Raw genomic sequence first — 12,325 nt, forward strand, 5'->3', positions numbered from 1 at the left:
CGCTGGCCATGGCTCGGTCTCTTGCGCCCCATGTCTTCCATCACGCTTTGGAGGGATAGCAGGATTTCCATCGAGTCAGAGGCGTCGCGCGCCTCGGCGCGGCGACGCCACGTACTCCCAGTGAAGATATCGCCACGCGTTTTGGAGAAGGAAGCTGATCAGCACGTACAGAAACCGCACCGCCGGATTCTGTGTTGTTGTGACCGGTTCTATTGAATCCGCCGAGGGCGTAGGGATTGGGGCTAAAATCGCGAGCATTTCCGGCTGTGTTCACCCACTGGCTGCGAAGACTCTGCAACCACCAGCAGGAGCAGAGATGAACCCGGATTGATCCGAAAGGGAGGACGAAATCTGTCCTCGCTCTCGGGATTGCTGGCGAAACCAGTCACATGAATCCTCTTGCCTTCCGGCGATTAGCCTGTTTACCGTAATTTCTACCGTAATCGTTCAACTATCAGCAATATATGTGGGTTTCCCGGTCCCCTCTGCGGATTCAATAGAGCCCCTCAGCATACAATGCGCGTGAGGAGAACCATAGAGGCGAGCCGAGCCCGGAGGGAGATTCTTTGCCGGTACTGTTGCGATCGCTGTTGTATCCCAGTGCGAGACGCCGCACGCTGTGAACTCATGATGTGACGCCCGATGGCGTACTCCGTGAGTCCGATCTCAATAAGCGAGACCTAGCGCAAACAGGTCGAGCAGCAACCCTCAACCACGGCAGTGCCTCTTTTCCTAGGATATAGCGACTCTCTCCGACCAGTAAACTGCCGTAACGTAGACTGGCCAATTTATAGACGAGATTATATACTATGGGAACCTATAGTTCTCTGTGGGGCGAACGACTGTCGAACACGATGAGAAGGTCCGTGATGAGCTGCGCTCGTTCAAAGCAGACCACGGACTCACATATGATGAAGCGGTCATCTGGTTACTGGAAGCGTCAGGCCACGATTTTCGACACCTTCGACCCGAAGAAATCGAGGAACAATCACATGGCTAGCAGTGTAAAAGACATCAGTGTAGAAGCGGAAGGGACAGCAGTCGGAGAAAACAAATCGGGTCTGGACAGCAACGTCGCGGGAACGCTCTCGTATCTATTCGGGTTCGTCTCGGGACTGATCTTCTACCTCATCGAGAAGGAAGACCGGTTCGTACGGTGGCACGCCGCCCAGAGCATGGCGTTTTCGGGCCTACTCACCGTGACCTACATCGCCCTGACCTTCCTCGGAACGGTGGTCTCGGTGGTGACGTTCAGCGGGAGCACCGGTGGCTTCCTCGCGGGGAGCCTGTTCTCGCTGATCCTCGGGCTGGTCTGGCTCGTCGCCGGCGTTGGTGGGTTCGTCGCCTGGGCGTACATGATGATCAAAACCTACCAGGGCGAGACTGTTCGTCTGCCCGTCGCCGCGTCGATCGCCGATCGCCTCGCCTAAGCACGGGATCGACCGCCAACAGGGCCGATCCATTATTTTTGTAGGCTTAGGGCTGTTACAGCTGTCTCGATAGATACTACGCTGTTATCTCTGCTTGTGATTCATTTACATCGCTACGGTCACAGGGAGTCGTCTTGCGATCCACCGCCTCCACCGAATACAGATGGTGATGACACCTATTGAGGCGTATCAAGGGAAGCTGTCAGCTTCTGTTGTGTGTCAAGGCCTGTGTGGAATCGATCAACGATCTCTACTTGGTGCTCCGGACACGCAAAGGCGGCAACTGCTCCGTTCTGCACCGGGATCAGGGGTTGGTTCGGGTTATTGGGCGCGAGGTGACAGCTGGGACAACTGATACCGCCGGCTGGTCGGTGATCCAGGAGTTCAGCCGTGTGTTCAGTAGTGAGTTCACAGACGGCGGTGAACCGTTCGAGATGGTTGTCACAGCCAATGAGAGGGAGCGTGAGCTGATCCAAGAGGAGGAATGAGATCGTGTGACTTCTGTGAGAGTGGAGAGCAGACTCGCACGCATCACACGGGATGGGCGGATGACTGTGAAAGTCTTCGTGCTGTTGCTGGGAATCCTCTGCTGGAGGCACAACTCGGTTTCGCCCGCCAAACGGGTAAGTGATGGGAACGTCACGACCTCACCGAACTCAGTAGCCAATCCGGCGAGGACGGCATCGCTCTTCACGGAATCAAGACTGGACTCCGAATCGACGAGTGGGCTGAACGACGACCCAGACGACTGGAGAAGGACGTTCTGCAAAGCGCAGATAAGACGTAGCTGCGTCTCTTTAAGTGGTTCTGGCGACAAGGTGAATATACAAGAGGATCGACGAGGCGGTTCTCCTTACACCTTCGTTCCCAAAAGCGGCACATGGACGCTTCTCAGTCTTCAGTTGCGTCGCAAGCGATCGGTACTGCTCAAAAAATTTAATCGGCGAGCCGGTCGAGAATGTCGCGCTCGCGCTCGATGATCCGATCGACCCGCTCGCGGAACCCCTCGCGACCGTCCGATTCTTGTTCTGGCTGGCTCATGGTAGTGGTGTCGTGCTTCACCATCTTTAGTGCTCCGGCAGTTTGCTCTCGTCGATCTCGCCGGTTTCGAGCCACTCGGCGAGTTCCTCGGTGTCGAATAGCCCGGCGCGGCGCGGCGAACGATCCGCTCGATCGTCTCACCGTCTTGTTGAAAGTCGGGATTGATCATTAGTCAAAGCCTCGATAGCGGCGTAGGAATCATGTGGATTGGTCGGATGACATGTGGTAGCTAGCCATAAGGAATTTTTGTGCAGAACTCGAAGTTTGTCATCCTATGGGAAAGAGGAGTACTGACAAGACGCGGGAGCAAGGTGTAGAGTTCGGTACGTTGGCTACGTTGATTGACGATCATAGCTACCCAGCGACAAGTACCACTCTCATTGACGAACACGGTGAGCAGGAGGTGGAACTGCCGGATGGGACACAGACGCTTGCAGATCTCTTTGAGCCACTGCAAGGCGAGGTGTTCAACTCAGCTGCGGATGCTCGCCAAGCAGTACTGAACATGGTTGACGACAGAGCGATCGGGCGGAAAGGGTACTCCGATCGAACACCACCTGCTCCCGGCGAAACCACCGAATGGGACCCCGAATCCATATAGCCGGGAGCAAGGGGAAACCCACGTCCGATCCGGGAGCGGTGGACGTCCTCGATGCACGAGACGACCAGTACTGTGATGTCAGTCTTCATCCGCTCACTCTCGGTAGAAGACACCAGAGCGTGTCATAGGTGGTCCGTGAAGACGGCAAGCGCAATTTCGGCCTGCGCTCATCGGACCGTTATGTACTGAAAATTCGAACTGTTGATTGTTGCTTTAGCTTACAGTCGGGTGAGATTGCTCGCGCGCGGGCCCTTCTGAGACTGTTCGATTTCGAATTCCACATCTGTGTCTTCCTCGAGATCCGAACCACCGACGTCTTCCATGTGATAGAACACGTCCTCGTCGTCATCGAGATCCGTTTCCTCGTCATCGTCGACTTTGATAAAGCCGTAGCCGCCCTGATCGTTGAAGAAATCAACCGTACCTTTCGTCATTACTCTTGATCATGGGACCCTGCCGGGGATAACGCTTTCGAGAGTCGTGATACCACGATCTTGATTGTACGTATGTGGAGTGGTCGGTTGTATGTACTGTTCCCTCGGAATCCAGCAGTTAGGTCGGTTTCGGGGGCAGGTATTTCCGGTGTGGTCACGAGGTGTACCATGTATCGCCATGAAACTGTGCCACAACTGCCAGACGGTCATCGACGAGTATCTCTTGGATAAACAGCTCGAACCCCTGCGCGAGCTCACGGTCGACGACTTCAACGTCTGCGCGGACTGTGCGACCATCGTCGCGGATGCATGCGTGAAGTGCGGCGGCGCGGTGTACGTTCCCCGAAACGAATCCGTCACCCCTGATTACTGTCCGGCGTGTCGGTCCGACCTCATGGATCGTACCGATCACGACCCTGGCTGGACGCGTGGTCACGTGTCTACCTGAGCACCGGCTCTCGAACGCTATTTTCGCAGCTACGACATCGAAGCGGCAGGATCGAGTGAAAACTGACAGAAACCGGCGCGAGCGACCGTATGCGCCGGTCAGGTATCCCACAACTACGACAGATTGGGGCGGAGTGATCAGGGTGATTCCAACAAGGGTGCACGTCGCAAAACCACCAGTCCAAAGATCAACCTGCGAAAGCCCGCACAGCGCGCTGTGCGCGCGAGCACGACCGTGGAGGTGGGTACGGCTCGGTTCAGCGGACGACACGTCACCAGCGCTCACTCAAGGACGATGAGATCGGCCTCGAGGCGTTCGAGGACACGGGAATCGACCGCGAGCAGGTGCTGGGGGTAGACCGCGAGAAAGTCGACGAAGCGCTTGAGGTAGTGGGGCTCTCGGAGTCGACGGTCTACGACATCACCGAAAGTGAGTACGTCCGGAAAGCAGACGTCGACGAAGAGCGCAAGGAAACGCGTCTCCAGGGACTCAAAGACCGGCTGTCGGTGAGTGACGATCCCGAGGCAGAGGTCCTTCGTCAGGAAGTCAACCGGTTAGAGCAGGAAATCGAGGAGTTGACGGAGTTCTCGCCAGGCAGTGCGTTTGCCGACGGTCCAGAACCCCGTGAGTAGGAGTCGTACAGGGCCACAGCTCCCATCGTCGATGGGATTAGTCTCTCAGATACTTGTGGCGAAGCTGGTTGAGATATTGTTCGTCCCACTGTTTTGAATCAGCGTAGTAGCTGAAGGCGGCGTCGACATACTCGATGGGGAGAATCGCTTGTGACGCAAGCTTACAGAGCACGTGTGGCGTTGTGAACAGCGTATTGCGGTCATCGAGGGCCAGACTGACGAACAGATAGTTCGTCGAGTTGAACTCGTCGGTGATGAACAACGGCGCATCGAGATCGTTCGCGAGCCAGATCCCATCTGATTCGCCCTGATCCAGTCCGTAGTCGAGTGGGTCGTCGATTTTGGCATCGACGTCGTGTGTCGTCAGGTGGTGAGACGCATTCAACACCAGATCAGCTGCCGCCGAGAGCAGATCTCCACTCCCCGTCGCCGTACTCAGTTCACCAACGACGCTCGCAGGCACATGAACGTCATAGGAACTAAGCAGTGCTTTGAGTGGGTCGGCACCGGTTGGAGCCGCCGGTCTTCCATCGACAACTGGCGTTGCAAGATTCAGCAAGACGTTGGTATCGACGACACTGATGGGTCTATCGTCCACTGTTAGGCGGTTGACTCGGCATCTTCGTTGTCGGCTGGCTCCTCAGAATCAGACCGCCATACGGGAACTTCGCCGTCGTAGAATTCTTCATCGCTGGGTAGTTCCGCTTTCAGTTGGGGTTCGGGTGGTTCCCTATCGATCGATGCTCGAAGGAGTTTCATTCGCATGGCTTCCTCCTGCCCGAGAACGGATTTCACGGTCTGAAAGTCGATTCGCTCGTCATAGTACGCATCTCGGAGACGATTACGGAACCCTTCCTCGTTGACGAGTTCGTCGAGTTCGTCTTGGAGGGCATCGATGAGGAGTCGGGTACGAGAGATGTCGAGCAACTCGGCGACATTGTCGGCTCGCTCGACGATCGACTTGGGCGCGTTGAAATCGACCCGTGTTTTCTCTTCGGCCATGTCTATGTGTAAAGCCTACACATAAATAACTGTTCTCCCTCTGTTGTCGACAGGAGAGGAGTCTATGATGACCACTCCGCATCGAGCAGTGTCTGCTGGACGACTTCCTCGCCGACAGCGTTGGCGAGCGCCTCGAATCCTGCACGCTCGCTTCGATTGCTCGCGTTCGCTACCAACCGTGAGACGATGAACTCCGGTGTTGACCGGCCCACAGTCTCGAACTGTGGCTGGTAATCCACGTCCAGCGTCAGGTCGTCGCGTAACCCTCGTGCAAAGATGCCGTCAGTCCGTGCTCGTTCGGGTAATGGTTCGAGATCGTCCGCGAGGTGCGTTACATAGACGCCTATGGCTCCGGCGTCGACGGCGAGCCGCACTAACCCGTACAGGAGGTCCGCAGCACTCCCCGGTTCGGTGATGGCTTCGAACTCGTCGACGAGCATCAGCGTGCGGTTGCTTTCGGTCAGTGGCGGCACGATCGTCTGGAGCGTGGATTCGAGGACGCCCGCGTTGAAACTCGCGTGCCGGCGATGGAACACGATGGCATCGACGCGGCTCACCTCGGCCTCATCGGCGGGCACGGGTAGCCCCATGTGGGCGAGCACGACCACCTGGCAGAGCGTCTCCAAGAGGGTGGTCTTCCCGCCACTGTTCGCTCCAGTAAGCACTGTGACCTGATCTCCGTTCGGGACCTCGGGCGCACACTCGTGGTCGCCGACGGCGTACGTGACTGGCTGAACATCACCGTCAGTCGCGGCCACGAGCGACAGATTGCGTGCGTTCACAGCCCCAGCACAGCCCGATTCGACAAATGTGGGGCGAGTCAGATCGTACGCGTGAACGAACCGTGCAAGCGAGAGCTGAAAGGCCGTCTCGTTCACCGCGGTGGCGGCCGCCTCGATCTCGTCGCGACTGTCGTCGAGTGTGGCCTCCAGTTCGTTTGCAACCGCCTGCTCACGACTCTCGACCGATTCACGGAGTGTGGCGAGCAGATCGCGGAGGCTCTGAGTGACAAAATCCGTGGCGTCGGCAGCTTCGGTGGGGGTTGCCTCTCGAACTCGCGTTGCGGGGAGTGGCGTCTCGTTCGCTACGTAGCTAATGAACGCCTCGCGGAACTCTTCGCTCGATCGAATCCCGTCGGATTGGATGGCCTCGATGACATCGATACCCTGTGCCTCGAGTTGTTCGATCGCCGCGAGTTGGTTGCGGACCGTGTCGAGTTCGTCGTCAACTCCTTCGCGGACAGTGGTTTCGCCTCCCTGAGTGTCGAGGGAGCCGAGTGCTTCGCGGGCGTCTTCGAGTGCGTCGGGATCGATGGCGTCAATCTCGGCGAACACACCGGTGCTCACGCTGATGTCTTGTAGCGCAAGCACAGTCTCAACCGCGGCTCGATCGCCACCACCAATCTCATCGAAGCGGGTGAAGACGTCGAGAACCGCCTTACGAGTGGAGTCGTCGAGATCGTCCCACGTGTCTGTTGCGAGGGTCACCTCGTCGAGGCGGTCTTCCATAGCATCGACGGAGGTAAGCGGCGTCAGAACCCGAATTCGGTCACCAGCGTGCTCAGTGACAGCGTACGCTTGTGCTCGTGCGAGGAGGTCCTTGTAGACGGTGCGGGCGTCTGGCGTCGTGAGAATGCCCATCCCCTGTTCGCCATGGGCATGCCGAAGGATTCGGGTGGCTCGCCCGCGGACGAGTCCAGCATCGACGAGGGCTCCGATATCCATCGATTCGATCGCCCGAATCGCCCGTTCAGTGCCGATTCCGTCTTTGAGCTGGGAAGCTGTCTTCGGGCCGATTCCCCAGTAGTCTTGAAGGCGCATAGGCATCCCCTCCACCGCGAGCATCCAAATAGGTGAACCACTCACCGCAACAGCGCCAAAACCAGCCAACTGGCAGGTGAACGCTTCCGTCACTCCCGATATGGCTCAGTTGAAACCCACATTCACAATTTCACTGAGCGGGCACTCCACATCATCGCTACGTGCCCGCTGATCCTTTAAGTGGTTCTGGCGACAAGGTGAAGATACGAGAGAGGTCCGCTGGATTCTGCGCGGGATAGAATTCCACAGAGGTGCGTCCTTCAGGTTCCAGTGGCCAGGACGATCCGAGTCGTGATCACCAGTGAGATTTCGGAGCTGAATCCTCCGATGGGCGCGTCACTCTGGTTTCGAGGCTATCCTCTGGCGAGTGTCTGAGGAAAATGGGCCGGCCGGTTTGACCCCCGGCCCGTGGTTCGCGTATACTCCTACGCACGGTGTCCCCGTGTTGACCGCACGTAGCACAGGCAAACACGCCTGCATGTCACGGTACGGGTAGCTATCCCTTAGCTCTTGTTTCTGATTAGCATGGTTTCATCATACACATCGGTTTCCCGATTACGGTTGTGACCGAGACGTACTCGATTCGCCGAACGAGAGTGACGGCCTATTCGCCGCCTCATCCCAGCCAAATCGGTTAGTGGCTCCGCGTCAGTTCTCTATGGGTATGACCCCAACCTATGAGCCGGTCGGATCGCCGGACGAGACGACGATCTTCCCGTATCACGATCTCACACCACCGACCACCGCGGATATCTACCGTGCCCGGCAGATCGTCAGCCAGCACCTTCCACGGACACCTCTCGTCCGGAGCGACGAACTCTCCGCCGAGTTCGATGCTGACATCTATCTGAAACGCGAAGACACACTCCCGACAGGCGCATTCAAAGTCCGCGGTGGGATGACGCTCGTCTCTCAACTGGACTCTGAGTTTCACGATCCGGGACTGGTCGCCGCCAGTACAGGCAATCATGGCCAGTCAATCGCGTATGCTGGCCGTACGTTCGATGTGCCAGTAACGATCGTCGTTCCAGAAGGGGCGAATCCGTCGAAAGTCACAGCAATGGAACGGCTCGGTGCGGAAGTCCTGTTTCACGGGGTGAACTTCGATGACGCCCGTGAACACGCCGAGTCGCTGGCTGCCGAAGAGGGCTATCGGTACGTCCATTCAGCAAACGAACCCGCTCTCGTCGCTGGCGTCGGCACGGCTGGTCTCGAAATCGTTGAGGGCCTCCCCGAGATCGATTACCTGTTCTGTCCGATTGGAGGGGGTTCAAGTGCCGCTGGATATTGTCTCACTGTCGGTGCGATCGCGGATGCAACGGTGGTTGGAGCGCAATCAGAAGCCGCACCAGCGATGTATCGGGCGTGGTCGGAGGGACATCTCGAATCGGACGACAGAATGGAGACGTTCGCTGAAGGAGTGGCAACACGGGTTCCGTTCGTGCTCACGATGGACGTGCTTCGAGATCATCTCGACGACTTCCGACTCGTGAGTGAAGAGACGATCAAACGCGGGGTGGAGGACCTCTTCACTGATGAGCGAATCATTGCGGAAGGTGCCTCTATGACGAGTCTCGCGGCTATGCGGCAACGTCGTGATGAACTACAAGGCCGGACAGTCGTTCTCCCAATCTCGGGACGAAACATCTCACCTGAGGTTCTGGTGCAGATTCTCAATGACGAGAGCATCGACCGATAGCTTCGAAAGAGTACCCTGAACTGACCAAACCATCCACCGATGGGAGCTGGTCATGCCGAGCGCGACACGGATCGACCACACCGATTCGCCCGAAGGCGGTCTGATGAGAGCGTGCGCCGCATCCACACCATCGATCCGATGGTCATCTCACACCCTCAACCTGACCACAGGAATCGGTGTGCCGGCTACATGTCGAACAATCGGTCGATCCGATGGAGATTGACGGCGTGGTCGGTATCACCATCAACGATGAAATCAGCGAGAATCTCGCCGACGACAGCGGTGAACTTGAACCCGTGACCGGTGAACCCAGCAGCGACGTGGACACTGTCGTAGTGGGGATGGCTGCCGAGCACGAAGTGGCCGTCGGATGATTCGGTGATCACGCAGGTCCGGAGCTGCATCGTCGGTCCGGCTCCATCCGGAAAGTACGCTTCAGCGAACTCGCGGTGGCGTTCCTCCTCGATGGTAGTTGGCTCTCGGGGCATTTCGTCGGGATCGGCGGCGTTCGGCAGCGACGGCTCGCGGCCGAACTTGAACCCCGACACGTCGTGAATCGGGAAGCCGTATCCGTCGCCGTGTTCGCCGGCGAGGCTGAACACGGGGAACGTCTCCGGCTGGAACTGTTCAGGCTCGGCGGGCTGGAGCCACGCCATGATCCGGCGACAAGGGGTGAGTTCCGACGCGAGACCGGGAAAGAAATCGCCAGCCCATGCGCCCGCCGTCACCACTAGGTTGTCAGCCTCGTAGCGATTCTTGTCGGTTTTCACTCGGACGCCGTCGCCGGTCTCGTGCCAGTCGAGGACGCGCTCGCGGGCTCTGATGGTAGCTCCCTCCGCATGGGCAGCTTCGACGTGGGCGATCACGGCTTGTTCGCAGTCGACGAAGCCGCCGTCGGGCTGATAAATCGCCCGGTGGTCCGATGGTAGGTCGTACCCCGGAAAGCGCTCGTTCACCTCCATCCCGGTGAGCACCTCGTGGTCGACGTCGTGGGTCTCGACCGAGTGGCGGGCGTCGGCGAACAGGTCAGCGTCGGCGGGACTGGCGTGAATCAAGCCGGTGGTGGTGAGGAGGTCGCGGCCGGTCGCCGCTTCGAGTTCGCGCCAGTTGTCGAAGGTGGCTCGTGCGAGCGGGACGTAGGAGGGGTTTTCGGGCTGTGTGAGCCGGACGATGCGGGTACTCCCGTGGCTCGATCCGCGTGCATGCGGAATGTCAAAGCGTTCGATGGCGAGAACGTCGAGACCGCGCTCGGGAGTCGATAGACAGCAGCGCTGCCCATCCCGCCGACACCGATGACGATTACATCGTACTGCTCGTGGGAGACGTTCATACCCAACGCCAACGGTGGAAAGAGAAATGCATTGCTGCGGTCATGGTGATCGCTAGCAAAACACTTTACGCTCGGAATGAGTATCGCTGCCCAACCAGCACAGGACGACGAGAGCGCCCGGAACCAGAGTGACGTTCAACTCATGCCCACGTTCGACGCCGACACAACGCAGATCAACGCGTTCGAAGTCGAAGACGCCGGTTTGTATATCTTCAGCCAGTATTTCGACGAGGACGAGATCTTCGACGAACTCCGTGAGTGGTACGATGGTGAGAAATATCGCTTCGAGGTGCCTGCCGAGGAGATCGATCAGGTCGAGACGTTCCTCGAGGAGTATTTCTACGACCTCCAGCGGGTCGGGCCTACCGCGATCGAGCCGTTTTGTGTGGTGAAGGAGAAGTACACTGACCACGCGAGTATTCTCCGGAACTCGGTGTATCACACGAGCCAAGGAAGCAAAACCGTGTTCGTGATGCAGGATGAGTTATCGGCCGAGCAGGCACTCGAACAGGGTGCGACGCGCCTTGCCGACTCGGATGTCGAATTCCAGTTATAGCGCGGCTCAGGTTTGCCGATTACAACCTCACGCCCGGGTGTTCCTTGTCGGCGGAGAGCGGATGATACGCCATATCAGCAGAAGATATTTTCAACTCTGAAACCATAACATGTATGCAATGCGATACAGTCGTTTGAACTGAGCATGAGTCCCCGGCGCGATCGCTCAGAATCGGGTTCTCTCTTGCCGAACGGGTGCGATCTCACGAGAGAGCCGAACTACCGAGACTCTGGCGTGATCGGTTTCTTTCCTGGGCCATAGCCAGGCTGTCTCGCCGAATCGTTCCCGCCCGCTATTTTCGGGGAGATTGGGCCTCTCGAACACCACCGTTCTCACGGATCATATCCGGACAGTTCGGGCACACCCGCACGGTAGCCATCTCGGGCGGGGCAAACACTCGCACGTACTGTTCAGTCACGAAGTCACCACAGTTCTCGCACTCCGGCATGTCCAGGTGCTCTTACAACGCTCTGATGAGCCTACCGACTTACATCGATCCGTACACCCTACTGACCACCGTCCGGGTATCGAGCGCCCACCTTATCTCCTCACTCTCGCAGTGTTGCTCTCAGTAAACGAGCGATCGATGGTCAACCGTCGCTTGAGTTCCTCTACCAGCCGTCCTTCCCACGTTTTCGAGTGGTTGTCGAAATCGACCGATTGACCGGCTTGCGATCGCTCAACGCTATACCCACCGCACTCTGGACAAATGTAATACTCAACGCCGAACGGTTCGCCACACCCACGGCAGATGTACTCGAGATCAGTGCCTTTCTCCTGCTTCCAACTGGTGAGTATTCCCATATCACACACCGATATTTCAACACAACGGCCATAAACGGTATATACTTTGTGGAGAAGCACGTCGGCACTCATGAGTCCAAGATCTCCCATCGGGACGATACAGCATTCGAATACCGGTGAAGGGATGGCGAGTGCCTTTCCGTGTGAGCCCTTTAGACTGGCTATGAGTATCAGGGGTCCGTTGAGCGAGGCGAAATGTACTGAATGTGGTCAGGTAACGATGACAGAAAATTGGCAAGACGTCAACTATTGTGCTAGTTGTGGCGTTGCGTTCGATTCAACCGATACCGATCGAGATGACCATCTCGCAGTCGGACTGACGCTCTCACATGATGACGTCGCGCAGTTGGACGATGGCAAAGAAATCACACTCACCCGCTCGATAAGTGATAGCCAACTCCTCACTGTCGATCTCCTGCGAGAACTCGCATAAGCACTGGGAGACCGACGCCGAATTTTCTCCCACAGTACGTATTGGGATCGCATCAAATGTGAGTTTCTATCGTTGCGTCCGTCCGTGTCTGGGAA

Annotated in this window: 13 protein-coding genes and 2 pseudogenes; 8 read left to right on the plus strand and 7 right to left on the minus strand. The window is 57.6% G+C overall.

Annotation, left to right across the window (positions count from 1 at the left end; translation table 11 throughout):
• Window positions 1-78 precede the first annotated feature (78 nt).
• A pseudogene (locus TX76_RS17305) lies at window positions 79-201 on the minus strand (ISH3 family transposase); the annotation flags it as partial.
• A gap of 791 nt (window positions 202-992) precedes the next feature.
• On the opposite strand from TX76_RS17305, the gene TX76_RS15895 reads away from it, so the two are divergent.
• The 3 genes from TX76_RS15895 to TX76_RS18770 all read left to right on the plus strand — a co-directional run bounded on the left by TX76_RS15895 (window position 993) and on the right by TX76_RS18770 (window position 3,072).
• Window positions 993-1,430, plus strand: a complete 438-nt coding sequence (locus TX76_RS15895; protein WP_049903845.1) for a DUF4870 domain-containing protein — start codon at window positions 993-995, stop codon at window positions 1,428-1,430.
• 230 nt (window positions 1,431-1,660) lie between these two features.
• On the plus strand, window positions 1,661-1,918 hold the full coding sequence (locus TX76_RS15900) for a hypothetical protein (protein WP_195156083.1): 258 nt from the start codon (window positions 1,661-1,663) through the stop codon (window positions 1,916-1,918).
• Window positions 1,919-2,745: 827 nt separating this feature from the next.
• Window positions 2,746-3,072, plus strand: a complete 327-nt coding sequence (locus TX76_RS18770) for a DUF5789 family protein (protein WP_049903833.1) — start codon at window positions 2,746-2,748, stop codon at window positions 3,070-3,072.
• A 218-nt stretch (window positions 3,073-3,290) separates the two neighbouring features.
• Here TX76_RS18770 and TX76_RS15910 read toward each other — a convergent pair whose 3' ends face one another.
• Window positions 3,291-3,506, minus strand: a complete 216-nt coding sequence (locus tag TX76_RS15910) for a cold-shock protein (RefSeq protein WP_049903835.1) — start codon at window positions 3,504-3,506, stop codon at window positions 3,291-3,293.
• 178 nt (window positions 3,507-3,684) lie between these two features.
• Between TX76_RS15910 and TX76_RS15915 the strand changes: the two genes are divergently transcribed.
• The gene (locus tag TX76_RS15915) at window positions 3,685-3,954 is read left to right on the plus strand and encodes a DUF7571 family protein (RefSeq protein WP_049903837.1); all 270 of its coding nucleotides are present in this window, start codon (window positions 3,685-3,687) and stop codon (window positions 3,952-3,954) included.
• Between the two features lie 224 nt (window positions 3,955-4,178).
• Window positions 4,179-4,586: pseudogene (locus tag TX76_RS15920) on the plus strand (hypothetical protein); the annotation flags it as partial.
• A 37-nt stretch (window positions 4,587-4,623) separates the two neighbouring features.
• Here the strand turns inward: TX76_RS15920 and TX76_RS15925 are convergent.
• From TX76_RS15925 to TX76_RS15935, 3 genes are all read right to left on the minus strand, one after another.
• Window positions 4,624-5,184, minus strand: coding sequence for a hypothetical protein (locus TX76_RS15925; RefSeq protein WP_049903838.1), 561 nt, complete (start codon window positions 5,182-5,184; stop codon window positions 4,624-4,626).
• A 2-nt stretch (window positions 5,185-5,186) separates the two neighbouring features.
• Window positions 5,187-5,588 carry a hypothetical protein gene (locus tag TX76_RS15930; protein WP_049903840.1) on the minus strand — a complete coding sequence of 134 codons (402 nt, stop codon included), beginning with the start codon at window positions 5,586-5,588 and terminating at the stop codon, window positions 5,187-5,189.
• A 62-nt stretch (window positions 5,589-5,650) separates the two neighbouring features.
• Window positions 5,651-7,408: a MutS-related protein gene (locus TX76_RS15935; RefSeq protein WP_049903841.1), complete on the minus strand. Its 1,758-nt coding sequence runs from the start codon at window positions 7,406-7,408 to the stop codon at window positions 5,651-5,653.
• Window positions 7,409-8,072: 664 nt separating this feature from the next.
• On the opposite strand from TX76_RS15935, the gene TX76_RS15940 reads away from it, so the two are divergent.
• Window positions 8,073-9,107: a threonine ammonia-lyase gene (locus tag TX76_RS15940; RefSeq protein ID WP_049903843.1), complete on the plus strand. Its 1,035-nt coding sequence runs from the start codon at window positions 8,073-8,075 to the stop codon at window positions 9,105-9,107.
• Window positions 9,108-9,292: 185 nt separating this feature from the next.
• Here the strand turns inward: TX76_RS15940 and solA are convergent, their stop codons facing one another.
• Entirely contained in the window at window positions 9,293-10,465 is a 1,173-nt protein-coding gene (gene solA / locus TX76_RS15945) for an N-methyl-L-tryptophan oxidase (RefSeq protein ID WP_324185989.1), read from the minus strand.
• 48 nt (window positions 10,466-10,513) lie between these two features.
• Here solA and TX76_RS15950 point away from each other — a divergent pair, with 48 nt between their 5' ends.
• A complete protein-coding gene (locus TX76_RS15950; RefSeq protein WP_228842413.1) occupies window positions 10,514-10,993 on the plus strand; it encodes a hypothetical protein in 480 nt (159 codons plus the stop codon).
• A gap of 292 nt (window positions 10,994-11,285) precedes the next feature.
• Here TX76_RS15950 and TX76_RS18775 read toward each other — a convergent pair whose 3' ends face one another.
• Window positions 11,286-11,441 (minus strand): DUF7563 family protein, encoded by a 156-nt coding sequence (locus tag TX76_RS18775; RefSeq protein ID WP_449404507.1) that lies wholly within the window; start codon window positions 11,439-11,441, stop codon window positions 11,286-11,288.
• A 191-nt stretch (window positions 11,442-11,632) separates the two neighbouring features.
• Here TX76_RS18775 and TX76_RS17775 point away from each other — a divergent pair, with 191 nt between their 5' ends.
• Window positions 11,633-11,917, plus strand: a complete 285-nt coding sequence (locus TX76_RS17775; RefSeq protein ID WP_154019116.1) for a hypothetical protein — start codon at window positions 11,633-11,635, stop codon at window positions 11,915-11,917.
• Window positions 11,918-12,325 lie beyond the last annotated feature (408 nt).

The organism is Halococcus agarilyticus (assembly GCF_000334895.1).
In the GTDB taxonomy this organism is placed as follows: Archaea; Halobacteriota; Halobacteria; order Halobacteriales; family Halococcaceae; genus Halococcus; species Halococcus agarilyticus.